Genomic DNA, 24,781 nt, shown 5'->3' with positions numbered 1-24,781 from the left:
CGTGGCGTTGGGGGCAGAGGGTGGGCAGGCTCGCGTCGGCGTACGGGCAGGCGGTCAACTCCCACCGGGCGGCTCGGGCGCACCTGGACACTGCCCGCGGCGCCCTGGGGGCGGCACCGACCGCCGCCGCGCCCGTCGGCGCCGACGACCTGGTGGCCCGCCTCGCCCGCCTCGGCGCCGCCCTGGCGACGCCCGCCCCGGGCGTCACGCCGCTGACTGACGAGCCGGCCGCGGTGCGGATCGGCGAGGCGTCCACCTCGAACGGCGGCTTCCCGGTGCTGGTTCCGCTCGGCGGTGGCCACCACCTGGCCCTCGACACCGACGCCCGGGACCCGCAGGTCGCCGGGCTGCTGCGGGCTCTGGTGCTGCGGTTGGTCGCCACCGCGCCGCCCGGTCAGGTCCGGGTCGCCGGCATCGACACCGCCGCGCTCGGCGCCACCTTCGGCCCGCTGCGCCCACTGCTCGACGCCGGGGTGCTCGACCCGCCGGCCACCGGCGAGGCCGAGGTGGCGGCACTGCTGGACGCCGCCGAGCAGCACGCCCGCGCCGCCCAGCACGGCCGGCCGGCCGCTCGCCGCCTGCTTGTGGTGGTCGCCACCGCCGCACCACCGCCGCGCGAGTTGGCCCGGCTCGCCGCGCTCACCCACGCCGGCCCGGCCGCCGCCGTGTGCGTGCTGCTCGCCGGCCACCCGTCCCGGCAGCCCGGCGAGACCGCGCCGCCGCTCGGCGGCACCACAGCGGTCCAGCTCCACCAGGGGTACGCGCACGTCGGCGACCCGCCCGGCACCCCGTTCAGCGCCGACGGCAGCGGGCTCGCCGCACCCGTGCTGCTCGACGGCGACCCGCCGCCCGCCTCGGTACGCGCGCTCGCCGAGCACCTCGGCGCGGCCACCCGCCGCGCCGACGCGTTGCCCTTCACCGACCTGCTGCCCGAACGACGCTGGGCCGAGTCCGCCGGCAACGGTCTGCGGACGGTGATCGGCCGGGCCGGCGGTGGTGCGGCCGCCGACACCCCGCTGACGCTCGCCTTCGACGACGCCACCCCGCACTGGCTGGTCGGCGGGCGCACCGGCGCCGGCAAGACCGTCTTCCTGCTCGACGTCCTCTACGGGCTGGCCGCCCGCTACTCGCCGGGCGAGTTGCAGCTCTACCTCCTCGACTTCAAGGAGGGGGTGAGCTTCACCGAGTTCGTGCCCACCAGCCGGGACCCGTCCTGGCTGCCGCACGCGCGTGCCGTCGGCATCGAGTCCGACCGCGAGTACGGCCTGGCGGTGCTGCGCGAGCTGCGCCGCGAAGCGCAGCGCCGGGCCACCGCGCTCAAACGGCACGGGGTCACCAAGCTCGCCGACCTCCCCCGGGACAATCCCCTGCCGCGCATCGTGACGGTCATCGACGAGTTCCACGTGCTGCTCGCCGGCAACGACGCGCTGGCCCGTGAGTCCGTCGACCTGCTCGAGGAGCTGGCCCGCAAGGGCCGCTCGTACGGCATCCACCTGGTGCTGGCCAGCCAGAGCATGACCGGCATCGAAGCCCTCTACGGGCGGGCCGAGGCGATCTTCGGGCAGTTCGCGTTGCGGGTGGCGCTGCCCGGCGGCGGTGGGGTGCTCGACCAGCTCAACGACACCGCAGCGGCCCTGCCGATCGGCTCCGCGGTGGTCAACACCGCTGCCGGGGCGGTGGGCGCCGACACTGTGCTGCGCTTCCCCGACGCCCATGCCGCCGCGGCGGACCTCGCCGCGCTGCGCCACGAGCTGTGGCAGGCCCGCCCGCCGGGCTCGCGCGCACCGGCGGTCTTCAAGGGGTACGAGGCCGCGCGGATCGAGGACGACAGCACGTTCGCCGGGCTGCGCCCCGGTGGTCGACGCCCGATGGCCCTGGTCGGCCGGACCGTCGACGTGCACGGCACCACCGCACTGTTCCTGATGGACACCACCCCCGGCCGGCACCTCGCCGTGGTGGGCACCGCCCCGACCGGCGCGGACGTGCTGCGCGCCGCCACGCTCAGCCTGGCCCGCCAGCACACCCCCGGCGACGTCCGGTTCCAGCTCGCCTGCCTGGTCGGTGCCGCCGACCCGGTCGCCGACGACACCGAAGCCGTGCTGCGCGCCGCCGGCCACCCGGTGCGCCGCCTCGACGCGACCGGGCTGCGCGACCGGATCGCCGCGCTGGCCGCCGAACCCGCAGGCCGCGAGTACCTGGTGGTGTTCGGCGTGGACGCCGCCGCGCCCGTCCTCGGGGCCAGCGACCCGGGCACCTTCCGTTCCGGCCTGGACGACCTGCGGACCGTCCTGCGCCAGGGCCCCGGGCACGGCGTGCACCTGCTCGGCTGGTGGCGAGGGCTGCGCCGGCTCGCCGACGACCTCGGCGGCACCCAGAACCGTGACGACGTCGCCTGCCTGGTCGCGCTCAACGTGCCCGGCGCCGAGCTGGCCCTGCACCTCGGAGCGCACGACCTCGCCTACACGCCCCGCCCCGACCGGGCGCTGCTGATCGACAGGCACGACCAGCGCATCCGGCTGATCGTGCCGTTCGTCGGCGACGGGCCCGAATCGGACGGGGAGCGGTGACAGTGTCCTTCGAGGAGTACGCGGCGCTGGCCCGACAACTCTCCGCGCAGCACCACGCCGGCCAACAGCACGCCGCCGCCGAGTCCGCGCGCCGCCGTGACCTGCACGCCGCGGCGGACTACCTCCAGCAGCGGCTGACCGCCCAGGGGCAGCGCCTCGACCAGCTCGGCCGAGCCATCGGCATCGACCAACCACCCGCCGCTCCTCCCGACCCGAACGCCGGTCCGGGGACGGGATCGCCGGGTGGGACCGCCGCCTGGCCTGGCCCCGGCGCGGGTCAGGAGACGGGGAAGTCGGGCGAGACGACCGCTTGGCCCGCCCCGCCCTCCGCTGCCGGCGCTCCGACCGTGCCCGGAACCGGGGACGGGGAACCCGACGGCGCAGCCGGCGCGCCGGGGCGGTCGGGGGTCGGGGCGTACCCCCGGCTGCCGGCGGGGGAGGCGCGGCTGGCGCTGCCGACGGCGGTGAGCCCGGCGGGCGGCGGGGTGCCCGCGCAGCGTGCGGCGGTGGCCGACCCGGTGGTGGAGTTGGAGCTGGCCCGGCGGATGGCCGACGAGGCCGACCGGCACGGCCAGCAGGCGGAATTGCTGGCGCAGCGGCCGGCGCTGCTGCCGACGTGGTCGCCGCTTGCCCGCGCGGTCGCCGTCTACGCCGGGTGCGGGGCCGCCGCCGGGGTGCTCGTGCTGATGCTGGTGCTCGCCTCCGGGGTCGGCCTGGTCGACGGGTTCACCCTCGGCGCGTGGATCTGCGCGGGGTTGCCGGCGGTGGCGTTCTTCGGCGGGTACCTGGTGCTGGGCCGGTGGGGGCGGCCCGCCATGGTGGCCGGCACCCCACCGCGGTACCTGCCGCTCGGGTTCCTGATCTGCTTTCTGGTGGTGCCGATGGCCTACTGCGCCTACCTGCTGATGGTGCGCGGCCTGCGCTGACCCCGCCCGGCTGGCCTCGCACACGATCCACTCGGCTTCCCGGAGATCGCGGTGTCCAAGCCGGCGGGACACCTCGACATCCTGCAACCCGTGTCGATCATGCCGGTTACCGCCCACCCCGGTGGTCCACTGTGTTCGCCGGGGGCCGTAGTCTCGCGCCCCGAGCGCAGCAGGTGCGTCATCCGCTCGCCTCGGACACCGGTTCGTCACGCCCGGGTGCCCGCCTCTGAGCGGCCCGGGGGTGCGGCGACCCCCGGCGAGCGGTAGGTCGAAAGGTTGGTCAGAACGTTGCAGGTAAACACGTCCACTTACCGTGAGCCGCTGTCGACAGGGGGCGGGACCGCCGTCGCGCCGACTGTCGACGCCGAAGCGGCAGCGCCCCGCTCCGACCAGGAGCCCGCGCAGTCGGTCGTCGCCGCCACGCAGCAGGCCGGTCCGGGAGCGGTGGTCGCCGGCTTCGGGCTGATCGCCGTCGGCGCCGTCGCCGGCTGGGCGATCTGGCGCAGCGGCGCGTCCGCGGCGAAGATCCAACCCGAGGACACCACCGGTGTGTTCCTCACCCTGCTGGTCTTCGCCGCAGCGGTGGAGCGAATCCTCGAACCGTTCTCGCGGTGGCTGCCGGGACGCGCCGCCGAAGCCGCGCTCTCCCAGACGGTGACCGACGTGAACAGTCGGATCGGCGGCCCCACCGACACCGACCGTGCGGCGGTCGCCGTCGCCACCGCGAAGGTCGCGCGGGCGAAGGCGAACCGCACCATCGTCGCGTGGGGCCTCGCCAGCGGGATGGCCACCGTGGCGTCGAGCGCTGGCGGGTTCTACGTCCTGCACGCGGTCGCCGGCGGCGACTGGAACGGGGTCGCGGTCTGGGTCGACGCCGTCGTGACAGGTGTGATGGTCGGCAGCGGCACCAAGCCCCTGCACGACCTGATCACCCGGGCACAGAACGGCCCGCCGTCGGCGTAGCGCGCCGCCTGGTCCGCCGCCCTGGCCCGCCGCCCTGGCCCGCCGCCCTGGCCCGTCGCCTGGCCCGCCGGCGGGTCGACGGCCTGGCCCGCTGGCGGCCGGCCGGCGGGCATGATCAACTCGGGCTTCTTGAAGTCGGGGTGTCCGTGCCAGCGGGACACCCCGACTTCGGCTATCTCGTGTCGATCATCCACCCGGTGGCGCTCACCGCCGGTCGGATCCGGTCGGTGCGCCTAGCTGCTGGGGATCCGTGCCGTGCTTCGAGTCGTCGGCGGCGAGTGCGGCGGCCACCAGGACTTCGTCGAGTTCGCGGTCGGTCAGACCTTCGTCTTCGAGCAGGCCGAGCAGCAGCACCGTCCGCGCGACCATCGCCGCCGCGTTGTGGGGCACGGGAGGACGCTCACCGAGCGCCGCCCACACCAGCGCCTCGGCCAGCGCCGGGTCGACGTCGCGCCCGGTCGCGTCGTAGCGTTCCATCGTGATCGAATGGCAGGGCAGACCTGGGAGACACCAATGCCCGCCAAAGCGAAGTGGGCGCTGATCGCCGACGGCATCCGCGCTCAGATCAAGTCCGGCGAACTTGCGCCGGGCGACAAGCTGCCCTCGACATCTGAACTGTGCCGTCAGCACGACGTCTCGGCGATCGTCGTTCGTCAGGCCATCAACGCGCTCAAGATCGAGGGCTTGGTGGAAGGCGTTGGTGGCGTCGGGGTGTTCGTCGCTGAGCGCTGAAGCGTCCCAATCTCGTGGTTTTACTCTAGATCTTGGACAGTTTCCGTTCCGTGCGGACGGAAACTGTCCAAGATCTCGGTCACCAAGAGACTTGGTCGGGGTTCGGTCGGCACACTTTGCCGGAGCTGCTGGTGGGGGGCGACCACCGCCACCATGGTGACGGGGGAGCGAGCGGCCGGTCGCGCTGGGTGCGCAGATCTCGTACGCTCCCATGTGGTCTCTGCCGGTGCGGTGGCGGAGGCGATGGTCGACCACGGGGAGGTACGCGTGAGCGCAGCACAGATCATCGCGAGACTGGCGGCGGCGTCGCAGAAGCTGGACGAGGCGAAGGCCAAGACGGCGGCGGCAGCCCAGGACGCGGCCGAAGCGCGAGCACTCGTCGCCGGTGCGCTGGAAGGTGTGGCCGCCGGTCCACTGGTCGGCATGATCGATTCGTACCGTCAGGCGCTTGCGCAGGCGTCCCAGGGTGGCGACCCGGCCAAGCAACACGTGCAGGAGACGATCGCCAAGGTCCGAGCGCTGGGAAACTGACCCCGGGTGGTGGCAGCGTAATCCACCAGCCACCCGCGGCAGCCGGCGTCACCTTGCGACCCGCAGTACCAAGCCAAGCAGCAGCCGCTACGCCCAGCGCCAGCGGTCTGTCTCCTGCGTTCCGAGACCAGAGTGCTGCCGAGGCGCCGAGTCCAACGCGCAGAGAACGGGTAAGCCCCGAGGCCATCGCTCTTGGTGGTTCTTTCGCTTCAACCGCCTAGGCTACGTCCCGAAATCCTCCGAACCGCCGAGAGGGTGCCCGGGCTCGCGGGGATGACGATGCGCACGACGTCGCGCAACGGCGGTGGCGGCGGGAACGGGCATCAGCGGGTGACGCGGACCTCGTCCTCGAAGCGCGGCGAGTAGTCGCATTCGACCTCGCTACACAGCCCGATGATCGCGGTGGCGAGCGCCACGCCCCGGTTGAAGGCAAAGCCGCCGGTCTCCGCGTACACCCGGCCGGTCACGGCCTGCGCTGCTCCGGTGCAGGTGAGGGGCGTCGAGCTGCTGCCGTACGCGACGTTGTTGCCGGAGCGCTGACGCAGACTCAGTTCCACGCCACCGGATCGACCGGCATCGCAGTTTATGGTGAGGGTGATGTCAACAGCGACGCCGCGTGCGACGAGTTTCGCCGACGTGACCTCGACGGTGCTGGCCGCGCTCGCCGACGTCGGCCCCAGCATGACGGGGAGTGTCAGCCCGAGTAGTGCAGTAGCGGTGATGATGCGGCGCACGACGGCCTCCTTGTTGGAGTGGGGTGCTTGCCTACGGTCACCCTAGCCCTCGCTGGCACTGAAAGGCATCAATCGCTAACGGGTTCGCGTTCGATGACGACGACCGGGATCTCGCGGTCGGTCCCCTTCGCGTAGCGGGCGTACGTCGAGAAGACCTTCGTCATCACCGGCCACAGCCGGGCGCGCTCCTCGCCGGTCGCGGTCCGGGCCCGGCCCGTGATCCGCTCGGCGTCGACCTGGATCTCCACCGCCGGGTCGGCGCTGAGGTTCAGGTACCAGGCGGGGTGCTTGGCCGCACCACCGTTCGACGCCACCAGCACGTAGTTGTCGCCGTCGCGCCCGTACATCAGGGCCGTGCGGCGTAGCTTGCCCGATCGGCGTCCGCGGGTGGTGAGCAGCAGCGAGGGTACGCCGTGGAAGGTGCCCCCGTCCGCGCCGTCGGTCTGCACGTAGCGCCGGATGTGGCTGGCGACCCAGCCGACCGGGCTGTCCTCGATCGTCTCGTGCTGTCCGGCAGTCGTCATACGACGAGCCTAACGGCGTGACGCCGCGGTGGCCGTCCCGTAATAGCGCCGTCCCGCAATAGCTCAGCCGCGCGAGCGGGGCAGGCAGCACTTCTTGTACTTGGCGCCGGAGCCGCACCAGCAGGTGTCGTTGCGGCCCGGCGGCCATGAGGTGATGCCCGCGTCGTCGAGGCTGTCGGCGTACTCGTCGAGGGTCTCCTCGTCGGTGGGGTCGCTGCCGGCGCGTTCCGCGAAGGCCGCCAGACCGTCGACGGTGCCGTTGACCAGGCCCAGGTCGGTGCCGCCTCGCGCGGACGTCTCGACGAGGGCACGTTCGACAGTGATGCGGTGCTCGTCCCAGGTGGGCGGGTGGCTGTCGGCCATCGCCGGCCACCGCACCAGCAGGGCGTCGAACTCCGCCTTCGGCCAGAACAGCAGCGTCGCCGGACCGTCGTCCAGGGCATCGAGGGCGTGGTTGCTCGCGGCGCGCAACCGGTCGGCGAGGTTGTCGTACTCGTCGTGGGGGAGGCCCTGCTCCTCGCGCAGGTCGTGCCGCCGCTGGGCCAGGCCGTAGATCATCGCGGCGGCCTCGTCCTGGGCGTCCTCGGAGGCGTGCTGCTGGGTCCGGGTCCGTTCCAGGATGGCGTCCAGCGCGCCGGTGAGCCACTCCACCGCCGTGTCGCCGCGGCCGGACTCGGCCAGCTCGTCGATCAGGTAGACCGCTGCCGGGTCGGTCTCCAGCAGCGGACGCAGGGCGGTCAGCTCGGCCATGCCCTCGTCGGAGCGGCCGTTGCGCAGCAGCAGGCCGCCGCGCACCGCTCGGGCGTACGCGTTGTCGTCCGGCTGTTCAGCGATGGCGCGGGTGGCCAGGGCGAGCGCGTCGGCCAGGTCACCGGCCTGTTCCAGGATGTCCACGGCGACCAGCAGGGCGTAGCCGGTGTCGGCGGGATCCGCCACCCGCCCCTCGTCGACGGCGCTCACCAGTTCGGCGACGAGCGCGGCCGGGTCGGGGCTCTCGAAGCCGAGCGCACCGATCTCCTCGATGCGGTCGGCGGTCAGCAGGTCGGACATGGGCGCATCCCGAGGTCAATGAGGCAAGAAGACGGCCAGCGTACTCCGGCAGACGTCGAGGCCCGGGTGGCGAACCACCCGGGCCTCGACACGATTCGTCAGCGGGTCGCCGGCATCGTGGCGAACTCGCCGGCTAGCTCCGACTCGACGATCGTCGCGGCGGACGGCCGGCGACCGGCCGACGCCCGCCGGGCGGACGGGACGGCGAGGGCCGCGAGCGCGGCGGCCACGGCGATCGCCGTGAGGACGAGAAACCCCGTCGTGAAGCCGGCTTCCCGGGGCAGGCCGTTGGCCTGGGGGTGCGCGGTGATCACGCCGCTGACCACCGCTGCGCCGATCGCGCCGCCGATGGTGCGGATGTTGGCGTTCATGCCGGTCGCCACGCCGGTCTGGCTGGCCGGCACGCTGGCGACGATCAGGTTGGCCATGGACGCGAACGCCAGGCCGATGCCGAGGCCGACCAGACCACCGGCGGCGGCGACCTCCCAGCGGGTGTCGTGCGCGCCGGCGAGCATCGCGGAGGCGGCCACGTTGAAGGTGGCGCCGGTGGCGAGCTGCGCCTTCGCGCTGAAGACGGCCTGGAGTCGGCCGGCGACGATGCCGGCGACGAACATCGCCACGAGCATCGGCAGCATGAGCAGACCGGCCTGGCTGATGCTGGCCCCGAAGCCGTAGCCGGCGATGGTCGGGGTCTGCACGAACTGGGGGAGGAACGCGTACACGGAGAACATCGACGCGCCGTAGAGCAGGGCGACCAGGTTGGTGGTCCAGACGCCGGGCAGGCGCATCATCCGCATGTCGATCAGCGGGTTCGTCGACCGCAGTTCGGTGACCAGCCAGCCGACCAGCAGCACCACGGCGAGCGCGAGCAGACCGAGCACCCGGGTGGAGGTCCAGCCCCAGGCGGCACCCTGGCTGATCGGCAGCAGCAGGGCGACCAGCCAGCCGGAGAGCAGCAGGGTGGCGCGCCAGTCGATCCGACCGGGGGTACGGACCGGCGACTCGGGCACGAACAGGTGCGCGGCCACCGCGGTCAGCCCGACCACCACCATCGGGATCCAGAACAGCCAGCGGTAGTCGAGCGTGCTGACGATCGGGCCGGCCAGCACGATGCCCAGGCCACCTCCGACGGCGACGATCGCCGAGATGGCGGCCACGGCGGTGGAGACCCGCGCGGCCGGGAACTCGTCGCGGATGATGCCGAAGGAGAGCGGGAAGACCGCTCCGCCGATGCCCTGCACGACCCGGGCGAGGATGAGCACGCCGATGTTCGGCGCGATCGCGGCGAGCAGGCAGCCGAGGGCGAGGGCGGCGAGCGAGACGACGAGCATCCGCTCCTTGCCGACCATGTCGCCGACGCGTCCGAGGATCGGCGTGAAGATCGACGCGCTGAGCAGGTAGGCGGTCAGGACCCAGGTCACGGTGTTCTGGGAGGTGTGCAGGTCCTGCTGGATGGTCGGCAGCACCGGGGTGATCAGCGACTGGAGCATCGCGAAGAACCCGGCACCGGCCGCGAGCACGGTGAAGGTGAGCCGACGCGAGCTGCGTCGGGAGGTCACTGCCACGAGAGAAGACTCCTGATAACGGTACGGAGGGAGGTGTGTCACCCGTCGTCTCTGGCGGGCGGGCTTGTCGGGTCCGGGCGATCGGGGTGGCCAGGCGGCGATCGGGCGGATCCCGGGGTAAGCTAACCGGAGGCAGGCCTCCGGGATTCCGGAGGGGTGCCTCCACTAAGCTAGCGGAGGGTTGCCTCCGGATGCAACCAGGGTGAGGTGACGCACGTCATGACCAGCGCGGGGCAGGCGCCCGAGGTCTTCGCCCAGCGGCCTAAGCGGGCCGACGCGCGGCGTAACTACGACGCCCTGATCACAGCGGCGCGTAAGGCGTTCGCCGAGAACGGCGCCGCCGCCTCCCTGGAGGACGTGGCCCGCCGGGCCGGCGTGGGCATCGGCACGCTCTACCGCAACTTCCCGACCCGCCGGCACCTCTTCGAGGCCGTCTACGTCGAGGAGGTCCGCGCGCTCTGCCACTCCGCCGAGGGGCTGTCCGAGCTGCCACCCTGGGACGCGCTCGTCGCCTGGCTGCACCGCTTCGTCGCGTACGTCGCCACCAAGCGGGCGCTCGCCGAGCAGTTGCTGCACGACTCCGAGATCTTCACCAGCTGCCGGGCGGAGATCTTCTCCGCAGGTGAGCCGCTGATGCGCCGCGCGCAGAGCGCCGGCGTGGTCCGCGACGACATCGGCTTCGACGACGTGGTGCGGCTGATCAGTGGGCTCACCATGGCCCAGTTCCCGTCACCCGAGCAGCGCGACCGGGTGCTCGGCGTGGCCCTGGACGGCCTGCGCCCACCGGCCCCGCCGCGCTGACGGGCCCGCCGCGCTGACGGGCCCGCCGCGCTGACGGCCCCGCCGCGCTGACGGCCCCGCCGCGCTGACGGGCCCGCCGCGCGCGACGCCAGCCGTCCGGCCGGGCGCGACGCCCACCCGGCCGCTCAGCGGTCGACGAGCAGCAGCCACTCGTCGTCGAGGGGTTCCAGCGTCGTGCCCGCCGGCCAACGGTGACCACCGTCGGCCACCGCCCGGGCCTGCTCGACCTGCGGCGGCCGGTTGAACTGTGTGTCGCGGAAGCTGGCCATGCTGTGGAACCGGGCCCGGCCGAAGTTCGCGGCGTCGAGGAAGCGGGCTCCGTCGAACAGCGCCTCCGCGCCGAACACGGTCCACCGGAACAGCGCCATGTTCGTGAAGCGGACCGAGTGGAAGCCGGCCGACCTGCCGAACTCGGTGTGCTCCATGGACAGGGCGCCGTCGAAGACGGCCTCCCGGAACGACACGGCATCCTCGAAGCGGGTCGCGTCGAAGCTTGTCGGCTGACCGAATGTCGCCCGGCCCAACGAGGCCGGGCCGGTGAAACCGGACCGCCGGCAGGACAGGCCGTCGGCGAAGACGGCCCCGTCGAAGCTGGCAACACCGCCGACCCGAGCGTCGTCGAGCAGCACCTCGCCCTCCGCCGCGAGGTTGTCGAAGACCACGTCGCCGAAGGCCGCCGCCCCGAGCAGGAGACGCCCCCGCGTCGTCGCACCCGCGAAGGTGGTCGTGCCGGTGAACACCGCCCCGGTGAAGTTCGCGTCGACGAGCGTGCAACCTGCGGCGTCGAAGTCGACGAGCGCGGCACCGGCCAGGTCGAGCGTCAGCTCCGGCCAGTGCGCCGCGTCGTCCGCGCGCAGGTGCCGGGTGAGCACACGCTGCGCGCTGCGCCGGACCTCCGTCTCGCGCGGCTCGTCGTCGGGCGCCGGCATCCGCAGGTACGCGCAGAGCACCGCCGCGATCGTCGGGCGCTGCCCCGGGTTGTCCTGGCCGAGCCGCTCCAGGGCGTGCAGGCCGCCGAGGCGTACCGCGGCGCTGTCGTTGCCGAGCAGCTCGACCGCCCGGGTGTACAGCTCGGTCAGACGGCGCTCCGCCGCGTCGTGCTCGACGGCCCCGGACTGCCGGTCCTGGTGGCGCTGCGCGGCCTCGGCCACCGCCTCGGCGTGCGCCTGCACCCGGTCCCGGTGCGCCTGGTCCCGTACGGCGACGCTCTCCTGGTGCCGCTGCGCGCGTTCGGCGATCCACTGACGGCGGGCGGCGAGCAGCAGCGCGAGCCCGCCGCCGGTGCCGGCGACGACGGTGAGGCCGGTGCGGATCGCGTCGATGCGCAGCGTGGCGCGGGTGTCCGGTTGGCTGGCCCGGTCGGCCTCGGTGAGCAGCAGGTCCAGCACCAGCCAGCCGAGGGCGACGGCGACAAGTAGGCCGATGAGGGCCAGCCACCAGGGCATCACCCGCAGCTCGCGCTCGGTGGGTTCGTCGACAGCCACGGCCACAGCATGCCAGCCACCCTTGACATCCGATATGGAGCGTGGCGGTTTGACCGTTTGCACCCTCGCCGGAACAACGGGTTACCGGCGCGTAACAAGTCATTGACGTTTCTGAATCACAGCGGGCATGATCGTCGCACGGTCGACCGGACACCCCCACCCACCTGCCCGGTTCGCCGGGTGCCTCCCCCCGGAGGTGCAGCCATGCTGCTCCGAAAGACCGCCCTCGTCCTGGCCCTCGCCACCACCGCGCTGCTCGCGTCCACCGCCACGGCGACCGCCGCCCCCGCCGACCCCGCCCCGGCCACCACCACCACGACGCCGTTCGCCGCGGCGGCGGCCAACCCCGTCATCGTGGTCGGTGGGCTCAGCGGCATCGCCGTCGCGTACGAGCCGATCGCGGCCCGGCTGCGCGCCGACGGCTACCGCACCTTCATCTACCAACTCCCCGGGCTGGGCCTGGGTGACATCCCCGCCTCGGCCCGCGCGTTCGCCGGCTACGTCGACCAGGTGCGCGCCAGCACCGGCGCGGCGACCGTGGACCTCGTCGCCCACTCCGAAGGGGGCCTGGTCAGCCGTTACTACCTCAAGCGGCTCGGCGGCACCGCCACCGTCGGCCGGTACGTCAGCCTGGGCACACCGCAGTACGGCACGTACGTCGCAAACATCGTGGCGTTCCTGGGCCTGGGCAGCTGCGCCGGCGTGGTGGCCTGCCAGCAGATGACCATCGGCTCGGCGTTCCTCGCCGACCTCAACGCCGGCGACGACACCCCGGGCGCGGTGCGCTACACCACCATCCGCACCCTCCAGGACGAGTTGGTCCGGCCGACCGGCAACGCCGCGGTCAACGACGGCGCCACAAACGTGCTGATCCAGTCGCACTGCCCGCTGCGGGTGGTCGGGCACCTCGGTCTGGTGCTCGACGGCACGGCGTACACCATCGTGCGGGGCGCCCTGGTCGACGGCCCGGTGCGGCCCAACTGCCTCGCGGTCTGACCCTTCCCGGTGCGGCGGTCCCGCAGGGGACCGCCGCACCGGGTCCGCGACGCAGAGTGTCGGGTGCGCGACGATCCCTCGAAACGGTGTGGCAGACATCAGACGCGCTCGATAGCCTGCTCCGGCTGTCCATTCCCGACAGTGGACGCCATCTTTCGAGAGGGAGCAGCGCGCATGAGCGAGCCGCCCACCGTGCCGCCGGAGAACACCCCGCCGACCGTGCCGCAGCTCGACGTCCGGGCCGCCCAACCGCCGTCGGCCGACACCCCACCGCCCGCCGGCGGGTTCGCCGACCGTCCACCGGGCTTCCCCAGCGCGCTGGTCTGGTTGCGCGCCGGGATCCTGCGGGACTGGCGCGGCGTGCTCGGCGCATTCGTCGCCACCTGGTTCTACCTGCCGGTGGCGTTGCTCCTGGCGTTCTGGGGTGGTCTCTCGTTCGCCGTCGTCGGGCTCTTCGCCGCCGGCACCGGCGCCGACGACCAGGTGCCCGAGGTGCTGCGCGACGCCCCGCTGATCGGCTCGCTGATCGAGGCGTTCCTGACCCGCTCCGGCGGGGTGCTCGGCGGCGTGGCCGGCTTCGCCATCGGCTTCCTGGTCGGCTTCCTCGCCGTGCTGGCGCTGCCCTGGCTGGGCGTCTCCGACGACCCGTTCGGGCTGCTCACCGGCCTGATCGGCACCGTCGTCGCGGCGGCGCTGATCGGGGTCCTCTACACGCTCTACCGGGTGCTGCTCGAACCGCGCCTGCTCGTGGTGTCCGGAGCGCGCCAGCCCAGTCGCCGCGAGTACGCGCGGCTGCGCCCCGTGCTCGACGACTGCGCCCGACGGCTCGCCCTGCCCAGCGTGCCCCGGCTGCTGATGGAGGACGACCCGGTCCTGAGCAACGCCCGCACGTACGCCCGGCACGTGGTGGTCACCACCGCCGTGCTGACCGAACCCGACGACGAGGTGGCCGCGCTGCTCAGCCACGAGCTGGTGCACTGGCGCACCGGCGACGAGGTCACCAGCGCCTTCGTCCGCGGTGTGGGCCTGCCGCTGACCCTCGCGCACGCCCTGCCGACCTGGCTGATGCGGACGTTCCCGCACCCGGCCACCAACTTCGTGGTCTTCGTGTTCTTCTGGCCGGTGCTGCTCACCATGCGGTACGTGGTGCTGCCGCTGCACGCCCGCGACGTGCGCGCGGCCGAGTACCGGGCCGACCTCGGCGCCGTGCTCACCGGGCACGTCGACGGGATGCGGCGCATCCTGGAACGGCGGCTGTCCTTCGAGACCGGCCGCAGCGGCTGGGACGAGGCGGTCTGCGCCACCCACCCACCGCACGAGCTGCGGCTCGACGCGCTGGAGCGGGCCTCGGTGGCCGGTGTGCCCGCCGGTGCGACCGCGCCCGTCACCGTCGACCGGCTGTTCAACGACTCCGCCCCGGTCGGCACCCGCCGCACCTGGCTGCTCGTCGGTGCCCTGACCCTCGCCGCCTGCCTGGGCACCAGCGGCCTCGGCGTGGTGCAGTGGGCGTTCTTCCGCCCGCAGGCGGCGGTCGACGGCTACTTCTCCGCGCTCGCCGACCGGGACAGCGAGGCCGCCCTCGATCACCTGACCGACCAGGGCAACGGCACCGACCGGGACCTGCTCGCCAAACTGCTGCGCGGCAAGGGCTACCAACCACCGACCGACGTCGAGATCAGCTCGTTGGAGCGCGACGGCGACACCGCCACCGCCACCGTGGCGTACCGGCTGGGTGACGCGCGCCAGACCAGCACCGTCACCCTGCGCCGCGAGGACGAGACCACCGCCGGCCTCTTCCACGGCTGGCGGGTGAGCGGTGGGCCGACCCCGCTCAACGCCTCGATCGCGGACCCTGGGGTACGCCTCAACGGGGTGGAGCTGCCGGTTGCCACCGAGGGCCCTCCGCTGGTGCTGCTGCCCGGCGGGTACACCGCGACCGGCCCGTCCAGCGCGCTCAGCGAGACGCCGAGCGCGACGGTGCTCGTCGGCGCGGGGGCGAGCGCCGCCACCCTGCAACTGGCGCCGGTGCTCAAGCCGCAGGCGATCGACGCCGTCGAGGCCCGGGTACGCGCCTGGTTGGACGAGTGCGCCAAGCAGACGGTCGCCGCCCCACCCGGCTGCCCGTTCCGCTACTACGGCAGCTCCACGCAGAAGGTCACCTGGAAGATCCTGGAGTACCCGAAGCTCACCGTCGAACTCACCGGCCCGAACAGCGCGCAGGTCTCCACCCCGTACGAGACCCAGGGCAAGGTGCAGGTCAGCGGTACCACCACCTACTTCGGCGGCAGCTCACCGTTCAAGGACGAGGACGGATTGACGGTTGCCGGCGTCGCCACCGCCGACGGCGACAGCGTGACCTTCCGACCCGCCGCCGACTCATCGGGAGACTGACTGTGACCGACAGCGACGCCGCAGCCCGGCTGCCCGTCCGGCTGACCATCAACCCCCGGCAGCGGCAGCCCGCCTCGGTCGACCTGCTGACCTGGATCCATCGCCGCCCCGAGTACCGGCCGGTGGTCCGCGCGGGCGGCGGGGGCGGGGGCCGGCCGGGTTTCAGCGACGCGGTGATCATCGCGGTGTTGGCCCAGGGCCTGCTCCCGGGGCTGTTCAACCTGTTGCAGTCCTGGGTCGACCAGCAGCGCACCGAGGCCAGCATCCGGATCCAGAGCGGGGACACCGAAGTGGAGCTTCAGGTGAGCGGCCGGACCGACTCCGCCCGCCTGCTGGCCCAGGCGACCGAGGCGCTGCGCGCCGCCCGGGAATCCGGTCCGGACGCCACCGGTTGAGCCAGCGCCGCCCGGGAGCCCGGCTCCGGACGCCACCGGTCGACCCGGCGGCGTCCGGACCTGTCGGTCAGCTCGCCTTGGCGAGCGCCTCGAACTCGTCGTCGGTGAGCCGCACGTCGGCCGCGGCCACGTTCTCCTCCAGGTGCGCCACCGAGGACGTACCGGGGATCGGCAGCATCACCGGCGAGCGGCGCAGCAGCCAGGCCAGCGCGAGCTGCGCGGGCGACGCGCCGTGCGCGGTGGAGATGGCGTCCAGCGGGCCGCCCGGACGGGCCAGCTCACCTGTCGCGATCGGGAACCACGGGATGAACGCGAGGTCGTTGCGCTCGCAGTACTCCAGCACGTCCTCGGCGCTGCGGTTGGCGAGGTTGTACAGGTTCTGCACGGACGCGATCGTGGTGATCGCCTGGGACTCCTCGATCTGCGCGACGCTCACCTCGGACAGCCCGATGTGCCGGATCTTGCCCTCCTCCCGCAGCAGGGCCAGCTCACCGAGCTGATCGGCGAGCGGCACCTTCGGGTCGATCCGGTGCAGCTGGTACAGCGGGATGCTGTCCAGGCCGAGGTGGCGCAGGCTCAACTCACACTGCTGGCGCAGGTACTCCGGGCGGCCCAGCGCACGCCAGTCGCCCGGGCCGGAGCGGCTCAGTCCCGCCTTCGTCGCGATGACCAGGTCATCGGCGTACGGGTGCAGAGCCTCGCGGATCAGCACCTCCGAGACGAACGGCCCGTACGAGTCGGCGGTGTCGATGAACGTCACGCCCAGCTCGATCGCACGGCGCAGCACGCGGACCGCCTCGGCCGGGTCCTTCGGGTCACCCCAGACACCCGGGCCGGTGATCTGCATGGCGCCGTAACCGAGCCGGTTGACGGTGACGTCGCCACCGATCCGGTACGTGCCGGACGCCTTCGCGGGCTGTTCACTGATATTTGTCGCCATTGCCGATCCCCAATCATCTCGTCGTGGCGGGTGTGGACGCCGCAGGCGTGAAGAGCCCACCCGCCACCGATGGATCATCCCCCGGAACCTCGCCGCCATGCCGACGGTCGGCCGGATGTGGGCGCGGATACGCGCTGGCCGCGCCGCGCCGAGTTGCCGGGAAGCACCCGATGCGACCGGGGTGTCCGTGCGACGCTGGCCGGAGCCGGTGCGTTCCGGCGGGACGGCGGAGGGAGCACCCATGGGAGTGCCGCAGGTCAACTTCGCGCTCGACACGTACGAGTGCATCGTGATCTATCCCGGCGCGGCCGGACGGGCCCTACCCGCCGAGACCGTCCAGCGGTTGCAGGCCGAGCACGCCGAGCACATGCGGGCGTTGCAGCGCCGCGGCATCGTCCTGGTCGCCGGCTCCGTGGACGGGCCGGCGCGCGAGCCCGACCCGCCGATCGGGTTCGGGCTGGCCCGCACCGGCAGCGTCGACGACGTTCGCAGCGTGCTCGAGGCAGACCCGGCGGTACAGGCCGGGCTCTACCGGGTGGAGGTGCTGACCTTCCTCTGCCCGGCCGGTTCCCTGGAGTTCCCGCTGGTCAAGGCGGGGAGCTGAGACGCCGTTCCATCGGCGGCTGTCGTGATGGTGACGGCGCTCGCCGGCCCGCCGGTGCTACCGTCGCGCCCTGCGCGGGCCGCCGCCGGGGCGTACCCGGTGTCGTGGGTCGGCCCCGGTCGAGGAGTCGCCATGGCCTCCGCCCCCACCCCCGACGTCGCGTCCGCCACCGCCCGACTGCGTGCCCTGCTCGGCGACCGGCTGCACGAGCCGGGGGACCCCGGCTACGCCGCCACCACCCGGCTCTGGAACGGCGCGGCGACCCGGACACCCGCACTTGTCGCCCACTGCCTCGACGCCGACGAGGTGGCCGGGGCGGTCCGTGTCGCCGCCCGGTGCCACCTGCCCGTCTCGGTCCGCTCCGGAGGGCACGACTGGGCCGGTCGGGCGCTGCGCGACGGCGCTCTGGTGCTCGACCTGACCGGGCTGCGCGCCGTCCGGGTCGACCCGGACGAGGCCACGGTGACCATCGGCGGCGGTGCCACGGCGGCTCAGCTGCTCGCCGCCACCCGCCCGTACGACCTGGTGGTCCCCACCGGCGTGGTCGACGCCGTGGGGATGGCCGGGCTCACCCTCGCCGGCGGGTACGGCCCGCTCTGCGGGCGCTTTGGTCTCGCCCTGGACAGTCTGCTCGGCGCGGAGGTGGTCCTCGCCGACGGCCGCCGGGTCACCGCCGACGCCCGGCACGACGCCGAGCTGTACTGGGCGCTGCGTGGCGGCGGTGGCAACCTCGGCATCGTCACCGAGCTGCGCTTCCGCGCGCACCGGCTGCCCGGCGTCCTGGCCGGCATGATCATGTTCGCGCTCTCCGAGGCGCCGGCAGTGCTGGGCGGCTACGGCGCGCTCGTCGCCGATGCTCCGGACGAGCTGACCGTGATGACCGGCTTCCTACCCGGCCCGGCCGGCGAGCCGGTGATCTTCGTCTGCCCGTTCTACAGCGGCCCCGCCCTGACCGCCGGGGCGCCGTGGATGGATCGGCTGCGCGCGCTCGGCACCCCGATCGTCGACCAGATCAACCCCATGCCGTACGCGGACGCGCTGCGCATGTTCGACGGCGGGATGGTCGACGGCAACCACTACCTGCTACGGACCCGGTGGTTGCCCGCGCTCACCGACCGCGCCGTGGCCCCGCTCGTCGACGCGGCCCGGCAGGTCAGCTCGCCGTTCTCCGCGCTTGCCGTACACCACTTCCACGGCGCGGCGACCCGGGTCCGACCCGGCGACACGGCATTCGGGCTGCGCACCGACCACCTGATGGCCGAGATCATCGCCGTGTGGGCGCCCGGCGACCAGGCCGACCCGCACCGCGAGTGGGCCGACCGGACCTCGGCGGCGCTCGCCCCGCACGCCCTGCCCGGTGGCTACCCCAACCTGCTCGCCCCGGAGGAGACCGACCGGGTCCGGCTCGCCTACGGCCCCAACTGGGCGCGGCTGCGCCACGCCAAGCGCCGCTACGACCCCCGCGACCTGCTGCACGCGGTGCCCACTCTGCCGCCTCCCGGGCACCCGCAGTGAGCCGCCGTCCGCCGCCCCCGGAGGCGGCCGGAACGAGCGCTGTCCGCCGCTCCCGAGGTGGTCGGAGCGCGCCGCCGTCCGCCGCTCCCGGACTGGTCGGGGTGACCCGCCGCCGGGAGCACCCCGACGGCGCACGTCAGCAGAGGCGTACGATTCCGGGCGCGCGGTCGCTGATGCCCGTCGCCACAACGTTCCCGGTGCGGTTCCGCCCGCCGGCCCGACGCGCGCCGCGCGTCGTTGGACACCTGTTCCACTGCCTGCAAGGGGTCGGCCCCGAGTCCGACCTGAAGGAGAGACTAGCCTGATGGGCGTGACACGCCGCGCGAAGATCGTCTGCACTCTTGGTCCCGCCACCTCGTCCCCGGAGCGCATCCGGGGTCTCGTCGAGGCCGGCATGAACGTGGCGAGGCTCAACTTCAGCCACGGCAGCCACGCCGACCACGAGGCGGTCTACCGACTGGTCCGGGAGGCGTCGGAGGCAACGGGTAAGCCGGTCGCCGTCCTCGCCGACCTGCAAGGCCCCAAGATCCGGCTCGGTCGGTTCGCCGACGGCCCCCACGAGTGGCGCACCGGTGACTCGGTCGTCATCACCGGCGACGACGTCATCGGCACCAAGGAGCGGGTCTCCTGCACCTACACCAAGCTGCCGCAGGAGGTGAAGCCCGGCGACCGGCTGCTGATCGACGACGGTCGGGTCGCCGTCGAGGTCACCGACGTCACCGGCAACGACATCCGCTGCCTCGTCACCGAGGGCGGCCCGGTCTCCAACAACAAGGGCGTGTCGCTGCCCAACGTGGCGGTCAGCGTGCCCGCCATGTCGGACAAGGACGCCGAGGACCTGCGCTTCTCGCTGGGTCTCGGTGTCGACCTGGTGGCGCTGTCGTTCGTCCGCTCGGCCGAGGACATCAAGCTCGTCCACAACATCATGGCCGAGGAGGGCGTGTACCGGCCGGTGCTCGCCAAGGTCGAGAAGCCCGAGGCGGTGGAGCACCTCGAAGCCATCGTGCTGGCCTTCGACGGCGTCATGGTCGCCCGTGGTGACCTCGGCGTCGAGATGCCGCTGGACGAGGTCCCGCTGGTGCAGAAGCGCGCCGTGCAGCTGTGCCGGGAGAACGCCAAGCCCGTCATCGTGGCCACCCAGATGCTCGACTCCATGATCGAGAATTCCCGCCCCACCCGCGCGGAGGCGTCCGACGTCGCCAACGCGGTGCTCGACGGCGCGGACGCGGTGATGCTCTCCGGCGAGACCAGCGTCGGCAAGTACCCGGTGCTCACCGTCAGCACCATGGCCAAGATCGTGACCACCACCGAGGCCGGTTCGATCGGGGTGCCGCGGCTGCAGCACGACCCGCGTACCCACGGTGGCGCCCTCACCGTCGCCGCCTCGTCGATCGCGCGGGCCATCAACGCCAAGGCACTCGTCGCCTTCTCGCAGACCGGTGACACCGTGCGACGGCTGTCCCGCCTGCACTGCGACCTGCCGCTGCTGGCCTTCACGCCGGTCCCCGAGGTGCGCGACCAGCTCGCCCTCACCTGGGGCGTGGAGACCTTCCTGATGCCGTTCGTGCAGCACACCGACGACATGTTCCGCCAGGTCGACCAGGCGCTGCTCGGCCTCGACCGGGCCAACCCCGGCGACTACGTGGTGATCGTGGCGGGCAGCCCGCCCGGCACCCCCGGCTCGACCAACACGCTTCGCGTACACCAGCTCGGGTCGCTCGTCGACGCCGCGTCGGCGCGGGCCCTGCAGTGAGCGACGGTCGGGTCGCGGTCGGCCAGGCGGCGGTGGACCAGCTGCTGGAGGTGCTCGACCTCGACCCGACCGGGGAGATGACCTTCCGGGGGATGAGCCCCCCGGTCGGCCCACAACGGGTGTACGGCGGCCAGGTCGCCGGCCAGGCCCTGGTCGCCGCCGGCCGCACCGTCGACCCGGAGCGGTTCGTGCACTCGCTGCACGGTTACTTCGTCCGCCCCGGCGACCCGGCCGAGCCGATCGCCTACGAGGTGGAGAACATCCGCGACGGCCGGTCCTTCTCGGTCCGCCGCGCGGTAGCCCTCCAGCACGGCAAGCCGATCTTCTTCATGTCGGCGTCGTTCCAGCGGGCCGAGGAGGGTCTGGACCACCAGGCCAACGCCCCGCTGGACGTCCCCCCGCCGCAGGACGTACCGACGATGACCGACCGGCTCTCCCGCTACCCCGAACGGCTGGGCATCTGGGGTCAGATCCCGCGACCGATCGACGTGCGCTACGTGGGGGAGCCCGGCTGGGTCCGCCCCGGCGACCGGCCCGCCGACCCGCACCAGCGCGTCTGGATGCGCATCGACGGCAAGCTGCCCGACGACCCGTTGCTGCACGCCTGCGCGCTCACCTACGCCTCGGACCTCACCCTGCTGGACTCGGTGCTCGCCGCACACGGGGAGGTGTGGGGGCCGGGCGGGTTGGTCGGCGCGAGCCTGGACCACGCGCTCTGGTTCCACCGGCCGTTCCGGGCCGACGAGTGGTTCCTCTACGACTGCCTGAGCCCGTCGGCGTCCGGCGCACGCGGGCTGGCCACCGGACGGATGTTCACCACGGACGGCCAGCAGATCGCCAGCGCCGTCCAGGAGGGCCTGCTACGCCGCGTCGGCGCCTGACGCTGTCGCTCACCCCCCCGCCAGGGCGCGGCCCGTCCCGCTGCCGGGCGGATGTCGCCGGTTCCCGCCAGGGGTCTGACGGGGGTGGTGGTCAGGCCTGGTGGTGGTCAGGCCTGGTGGATGGCTTCCCCGGCGATCTCGATGCGCACCGACTTGCCGACCAGCACCCCGCCGCTCTCCAGGGCGACATTCCACAGCAGGCCGTAGTCCTCGCGGTTCATGTCGGCCGTCGCGCTGAATCCGAAGATGTTCTGCCCGTACGGATCCTGACGGGCGCCGCCGAAATTCACCTCAAGGTCGACGGCCCGGGTGATCCCCTTCACTGTCAACTCGCCGGTGAGGACGAATCGCCCGGGAATGCCCTCGGACTGCGGCGGAACAATGTGACTCCGGCCTCGTCCACCCAACCTGTGGTTGCGCAACCGAGCCCACTGGAATATGGGGTCCTCGTTGCCCTGCCATTTGATTCCGGTGCTTCGATATTCGAGGGTGGGAAAGCGCTCCACGTCGAGAAAGTCGGCACTCTTCAGATGCGTGTCCCGGTCGACGCTCCCGGTGGTGATGCTCGCCGACATGATGGTGGCGGTCACCGAGGAGAGCAGCGGGTCCTGCGCAACCACCACCTGCGCCGTGGCCTCAGCGAACTCGCCGCGCACCGGACTCACCATCATGTGCCGGGACAGGAAACCGATCCGCTTGTGCGCCTGATCGAGAAGATAGGTGCCGGCGACCGGGATGGTCATGCCATCCCAGGTGCGTGTGGCGACATCGGTCATCATGGTGCCTTCCCCCCGAGCGCACCCGGGTGTTTATCAATATGTTGCTGGCGGCCGACCAAACGGCCAGACATTCGCACTCCCGCTCAGCATAGGGACGCTCCGAACCAGCATTTCGGCCGCCACCGCGCGGTCGATCATGACGTACTCCACAGGCGGTCGGCGGCGGCCCGAACGATGGTCGCTCGGCCTCGCTTCCCATCGATGCGTGCCCAAACGGCCGAGGGTCGCCCGCCCGCCCGGTTGACCAGCGACTAACCTTGCCGGCATGCGCCTCTCCGCCCGGGTCGACTATGCCCTCCGCGCGGCCGCCGAGCTTGCCGCCACGGCCAGCGGCCCCGGGCGCGGCCGGCCGGTCACGGCCGACCAGATCGCCCGCGCTCAGGAGATTCCGCCGAAGTTCCTGGAGAGCATCCTTCTGCAACTGCGCCGGGGCGGCATCGTGCACGCCCAGCGGGGCCCGGAGGGCGGCTACTGGCTGGCCCGCCCCGCCGAGGAGATCTCCCTCGCCGAGGTCATCCGGGTGATCGACGGACCGCTCGCCCACGTCCGCGGGCAACGCCCCGAACAGCTCGGCTACCACGGTCCGGCGCGCTCCCTGCAAGAGGTCTGGATCGCGCTGCGGGCCAGCGAGCGGGAGATCCTGGAGTTGGTGAGCGTCGCCGACGTGGCCGCCGGCACCCTGCCCCCGCGCGTCACCGAGCTAGCGGCCGACCCGCGCGCCTGGATCTGATCGCCGGCTCATTCCCGGGCCCACGTCACCAGGCCGCTGATCCGGCGAGTCCGAGCGCGCACGGGCCTGGTTCCGGGTTCGCGTCGTCTGGTCTGCGGTGCGTCTGGGTGTGCCCGCGCCGGCCTGGTTCCGGGTTCGCGTCGTCTGGTCAGCGGTGCGTCTGGGTGTGCCCGCGCCGGCCTGGTTCCGGGTTCGCGTCGCCTGGTCTGCGGCGGGCCCGGGTGTGCGCGCCGGCCCTGCGGCACCGACGGCAGCGCAGGCCCAAGTCCCGGCGCTGCGGCACCGACGGCTGACCCGGCGCACCGGCCATCCGCGTCCCATCCACCGATCAGGGGCTTGACCCTGGCTGCCTCATCCCGCATTGTCGACCAAGTCGATAGGAGATGCCGAAAAGTCAGGGGGCGCTCGTGCGCAAGCTGTTGGTCCTCGCTCTGGTCGGGCTCGTCGCGCAACTGATCGATGGTTCGCTCGGCATGGCGTACGGCTTGACCTCCTCCACTCTGCTGCTGGTCGCCGGTGTCGCCCCGGCCGCCGCCTCGGCCTCGGTGCACCTGGCCGAGATCGGCACCACCCTCGCCGCCGGATTCGCGCACTGGCGGTTCGGCAACGTCGACTGGCGGGTCGTGACGCGCATCGCCCTGCCCGGCGCGATCGGTGCCTTCGCGGGCGCCACCGTGCTCAGCTCGATCTCCACCGAATCCGCCGCACCGTGGATGGCCGGCATCCTCTTCACGCTCGGCGCGTACCTCCTGATCCGCTTTGCCCGACCGCTGCGCACCGACCGGGTCGGCGGGCGGCTCCGCGGCCGCTTCCTCAGCCCGCTGGGCCTGGTGGCTGGCTTCGTCGACGCGACCGGCGGCGGGGGATGGGGTCCGGTGGCCACTCCGGCGCTGCTGGTCTCCGGCCGCATGGAACCCCGCAAGGTCATCGGCTCCGTGGACACCGCCGAGTTCGTCGTGGCCGGCGCGGCCAGCATCGGCTTCCTGATCGGACTGGGTACGGAGGGATTCCTGCTTCCCACCGTCGCCGCACTGCTCATCGGCGGGCTCATCGCCGCCCCGCTGGCCGCCTGGCTGGTGCGAATCGTGCCCGCCCAACTGCTCGGCGCGGCAGTCGGCGGCGTGATCGTGTTGACGAACGCCCGCACCCTGATCCGCTCGGCCGAACTGGACGGCCCGACCCGCCCCGCCATCTACGCCCTGCTGGCCGCCGGCTGGCTCGCCGCCCTGGTGTTCGCCGTGCGCGCCCTACGCCGTACCCGCCGCGCCCGCGCCGAAGCCGCCGGCGTGTCTGCCGGCGCGGTCGTGCCTGCCGCCGCCTCCGCCGGCGCGGTCGTGCCTGCCGCCGCTCCCGCCGTCGCTGCTGTGACGTCCCACCCCGCCTCCGCTGGCGAGGTCTCGGCCGATCTAGCCGCAACGGGTACGCCAACCGCAGGCTGAGCCCAGCCCCGATCGTCCGCCAGCCTCGATTTTCCGCTCGCCCGTTCGTCCCGGTGCACCGCTCGCTTCGGCGTCTCGTGCGCGCTGGCGGTCCGGCGTTTCGCGCGCACTGGAGGTCCGCGCCACCCCGGGCCTCCGGTCCCGCCGATCGCAGAGGTCGCGCCACGAAGCTCGTGCTCGAACCAGGATGTAGTGGCTTCCCGGCGCTTCGTGGCCACTACATCCTGGTTCGAGGGCGATCTGAAGGTCAGAGGGTGCTTCGACGTCGGTTTGGCTGGGTCGGTCGGGGTTCAGGTCCGTCGAGATCCGCGCAAAAACAGGGATGTTGCTGTCTCGCGCGTCTCGGAGGCAGCAACATTCCTGATGTTGTGAGGATCTTGGGCGCGGGGCGCGGGGCGCGGGGCGCGGGGCGCGGGGCGCGGGGCGCGGGGCGCGGGGCGCGGGGCGCGGGGCGCGGGGCGCGGGGCGCGGGGCGCGGGGG

Annotated in this window: 23 protein-coding genes; 15 read left to right on the top strand and 8 right to left on the bottom strand. The window is 73.0% G+C overall.

The features are described 5' to 3' along the window. Nucleotides 1-20 precede the first annotated feature (20 nt). The 3 genes from AB0C15_RS22175 (at nt 21) to AB0C15_RS22165 (ending at nt 4,456) form a co-directional block, all read left to right on the top strand. Nucleotides 21-2,567, top strand: a complete 2,547-nt coding sequence (locus AB0C15_RS22175; RefSeq protein WP_357354775.1) for an FtsK/SpoIIIE domain-containing protein — start codon at nt 21-23, stop codon at nt 2,565-2,567. After that, nucleotides 2,564-3,493 (top strand): hypothetical protein, encoded by a 930-nt coding sequence (locus AB0C15_RS22170; protein WP_357354773.1) that lies wholly within the window; start codon nt 2,564-2,566, stop codon nt 3,491-3,493. Before AB0C15_RS22175 ends, AB0C15_RS22170 begins: the two co-directional genes overlap by 4 nt. Before the next feature lie 288 nt (nt 3,494-3,781). Further along, nucleotides 3,782-4,456: a hypothetical protein gene (locus AB0C15_RS22165; RefSeq protein ID WP_357354771.1), complete on the top strand. Its 675-nt coding sequence runs from the start codon at nt 3,782-3,784 to the stop codon at nt 4,454-4,456. A 204-nt stretch (nt 4,457-4,660) separates the two neighbouring features. Here the strand turns inward: AB0C15_RS22165 and AB0C15_RS22160 are convergent, their stop codons facing one another. Continuing rightward, nucleotides 4,661-4,933 (bottom strand): hypothetical protein, encoded by a 273-nt coding sequence (locus AB0C15_RS22160; protein ID WP_357354769.1) that lies wholly within the window; start codon nt 4,931-4,933, stop codon nt 4,661-4,663. Between the two features lie 9 nt (nt 4,934-4,942). Here AB0C15_RS22160 and AB0C15_RS22155 point away from each other — a divergent pair, with 9 nt between their 5' ends. After that, nucleotides 4,943-5,188, top strand: a complete 246-nt coding sequence (locus tag AB0C15_RS22155) for a winged helix-turn-helix domain-containing protein (RefSeq protein ID WP_088949319.1) — start codon at nt 4,943-4,945, stop codon at nt 5,186-5,188. 267 nt (nt 5,189-5,455) lie between these two features. Further along, entirely contained in the window at nt 5,456-5,719 is a 264-nt protein-coding gene (locus AB0C15_RS22150; protein ID WP_030489032.1) for a DUF6244 family protein, read from the top strand. A 323-nt stretch (nt 5,720-6,042) separates the two neighbouring features. On the opposite strand, the gene AB0C15_RS22145 is transcribed toward AB0C15_RS22150, so the two are convergent. The 4 genes from AB0C15_RS22145 to AB0C15_RS22130 form a co-directional block, all read right to left on the bottom strand. Further along, nucleotides 6,043-6,453 carry a hypothetical protein gene (locus AB0C15_RS22145; RefSeq protein WP_357354767.1) on the bottom strand — a complete coding sequence of 137 codons (411 nt, stop codon included), beginning with the start codon at nt 6,451-6,453 and terminating at the stop codon, nt 6,043-6,045. A 68-nt stretch (nt 6,454-6,521) separates the two neighbouring features. Next, a complete protein-coding gene (locus AB0C15_RS22140) occupies nt 6,522-6,977 on the bottom strand; it encodes a nitroreductase family deazaflavin-dependent oxidoreductase (RefSeq protein WP_357354765.1) in 456 nt (151 codons plus the stop codon). Between the two features lie 63 nt (nt 6,978-7,040). Further along, nucleotides 7,041-8,027, bottom strand: a complete 987-nt coding sequence (locus AB0C15_RS22135; RefSeq protein WP_357354763.1) for an SEC-C domain-containing protein — start codon at nt 8,025-8,027, stop codon at nt 7,041-7,043. Nucleotides 8,028-8,125: 98 nt separating this feature from the next. Then, nucleotides 8,126-9,592 (bottom strand): MFS transporter, encoded by a 1,467-nt coding sequence (locus tag AB0C15_RS22130; RefSeq protein WP_357354761.1) that lies wholly within the window; start codon nt 9,590-9,592, stop codon nt 8,126-8,128. A 219-nt stretch (nt 9,593-9,811) separates the two neighbouring features. On the opposite strand from AB0C15_RS22130, the gene AB0C15_RS22125 reads away from it, so the two are divergent. Continuing rightward, nucleotides 9,812-10,393: a helix-turn-helix domain-containing protein gene (locus tag AB0C15_RS22125; RefSeq protein ID WP_357354759.1), complete on the top strand. Its 582-nt coding sequence runs from the start codon at nt 9,812-9,814 to the stop codon at nt 10,391-10,393. Nucleotides 10,394-10,518: 125 nt separating this feature from the next. Here AB0C15_RS22125 and AB0C15_RS22120 read toward each other — a convergent pair whose 3' ends face one another. Further along, nucleotides 10,519-11,877 carry a pentapeptide repeat-containing protein gene (locus tag AB0C15_RS22120; RefSeq protein WP_357354757.1) on the bottom strand — a complete coding sequence of 453 codons (1,359 nt, stop codon included), beginning with the start codon at nt 11,875-11,877 and terminating at the stop codon, nt 10,519-10,521. A gap of 204 nt (nt 11,878-12,081) precedes the next feature. Here AB0C15_RS22120 and AB0C15_RS22115 point away from each other — a divergent pair, with 204 nt between their 5' ends. The 3 genes from AB0C15_RS22115 (at nt 12,082) to AB0C15_RS22105 (ending at nt 15,659) form a co-directional block, all read left to right on the top strand. Then, nucleotides 12,082-12,873 (top strand): alpha/beta fold hydrolase, encoded by a 792-nt coding sequence (locus AB0C15_RS22115; protein WP_357354755.1) that lies wholly within the window; start codon nt 12,082-12,084, stop codon nt 12,871-12,873. A gap of 174 nt (nt 12,874-13,047) precedes the next feature. After that, on the top strand, nt 13,048-15,264 hold the full coding sequence (locus AB0C15_RS22110) for a M48 family metalloprotease (RefSeq protein WP_357354753.1): 2,217 nt from the start codon (nt 13,048-13,050) through the stop codon (nt 15,262-15,264). A gap of 2 nt (nt 15,265-15,266) precedes the next feature. After that, complete coding sequence (locus AB0C15_RS22105; protein WP_357354751.1) at nt 15,267-15,659, top strand: hypothetical protein; 393 nt, start codon at nt 15,267-15,269, stop codon at nt 15,657-15,659. Nucleotides 15,660-15,726: 67 nt separating this feature from the next. On the opposite strand, the gene AB0C15_RS22100 is transcribed toward AB0C15_RS22105, so the two are convergent. After that, on the bottom strand, nt 15,727-16,599 hold the full coding sequence (locus tag AB0C15_RS22100) for an aldo/keto reductase (protein WP_357354749.1): 873 nt from the start codon (nt 16,597-16,599) through the stop codon (nt 15,727-15,729). Nucleotides 16,600-16,840: 241 nt separating this feature from the next. Here AB0C15_RS22100 and AB0C15_RS22095 point away from each other — a divergent pair, with 241 nt between their 5' ends. From AB0C15_RS22095 to AB0C15_RS22080, 4 genes are all read left to right on the top strand, one after another. Then, a complete protein-coding gene (locus AB0C15_RS22095) occupies nt 16,841-17,203 on the top strand; it encodes a YciI family protein (RefSeq protein ID WP_357354747.1) in 363 nt (120 codons plus the stop codon). Nucleotides 17,204-17,335: 132 nt separating this feature from the next. After that, nucleotides 17,336-18,718: an FAD-binding protein gene (locus AB0C15_RS22090; RefSeq protein ID WP_357354745.1), complete on the top strand. Its 1,383-nt coding sequence runs from the start codon at nt 17,336-17,338 to the stop codon at nt 18,716-18,718. 304 nt (nt 18,719-19,022) lie between these two features. Next, nucleotides 19,023-20,471 (top strand): pyruvate kinase, encoded by a 1,449-nt coding sequence (gene pyk, locus AB0C15_RS22085; protein WP_357354743.1) that lies wholly within the window; start codon nt 19,023-19,025, stop codon nt 20,469-20,471. Next, a complete protein-coding gene (locus AB0C15_RS22080; RefSeq protein WP_357354741.1) occupies nt 20,468-21,352 on the top strand; it encodes an acyl-CoA thioesterase II in 885 nt (294 codons plus the stop codon). Before pyk ends, AB0C15_RS22080 begins: the two co-directional genes overlap by 4 nt. Before the next feature lie 107 nt (nt 21,353-21,459). On the opposite strand, the gene AB0C15_RS22075 is transcribed toward AB0C15_RS22080, so the two are convergent. Continuing rightward, nucleotides 21,460-22,128, bottom strand: a complete 669-nt coding sequence (locus AB0C15_RS22075) for a YceI family protein (protein WP_357354950.1) — start codon at nt 22,126-22,128, stop codon at nt 21,460-21,462. A gap of 268 nt (nt 22,129-22,396) precedes the next feature. Here AB0C15_RS22075 and AB0C15_RS22070 point away from each other — a divergent pair, with 268 nt between their 5' ends. Both AB0C15_RS22070 and AB0C15_RS22065 read left to right on the top strand, forming a co-directional pair. Next, nucleotides 22,397-22,861 carry an Rrf2 family transcriptional regulator gene (locus AB0C15_RS22070; protein ID WP_357354739.1) on the top strand — a complete coding sequence of 155 codons (465 nt, stop codon included), beginning with the start codon at nt 22,397-22,399 and terminating at the stop codon, nt 22,859-22,861. 407 nt (nt 22,862-23,268) lie between these two features. Further along, nucleotides 23,269-24,300, top strand: a complete 1,032-nt coding sequence (locus tag AB0C15_RS22065; RefSeq protein WP_357354738.1) for a sulfite exporter TauE/SafE family protein — start codon at nt 23,269-23,271, stop codon at nt 24,298-24,300. Nucleotides 24,301-24,781: the final 481 nt, after the last annotated feature.

Origin of the sequence: Micromonospora sp. NPDC048835 (genome assembly GCF_040649995.1) — a bacterium.
In the GTDB taxonomy this organism is placed as follows: Bacteria; Actinomycetota; Actinomycetes; order Mycobacteriales; family Micromonosporaceae; genus Micromonospora.
The sequence above is the reverse complement of the archived record's forward strand: the minus strand, read 5'-3'. Positions and strand labels throughout refer to the sequence as shown.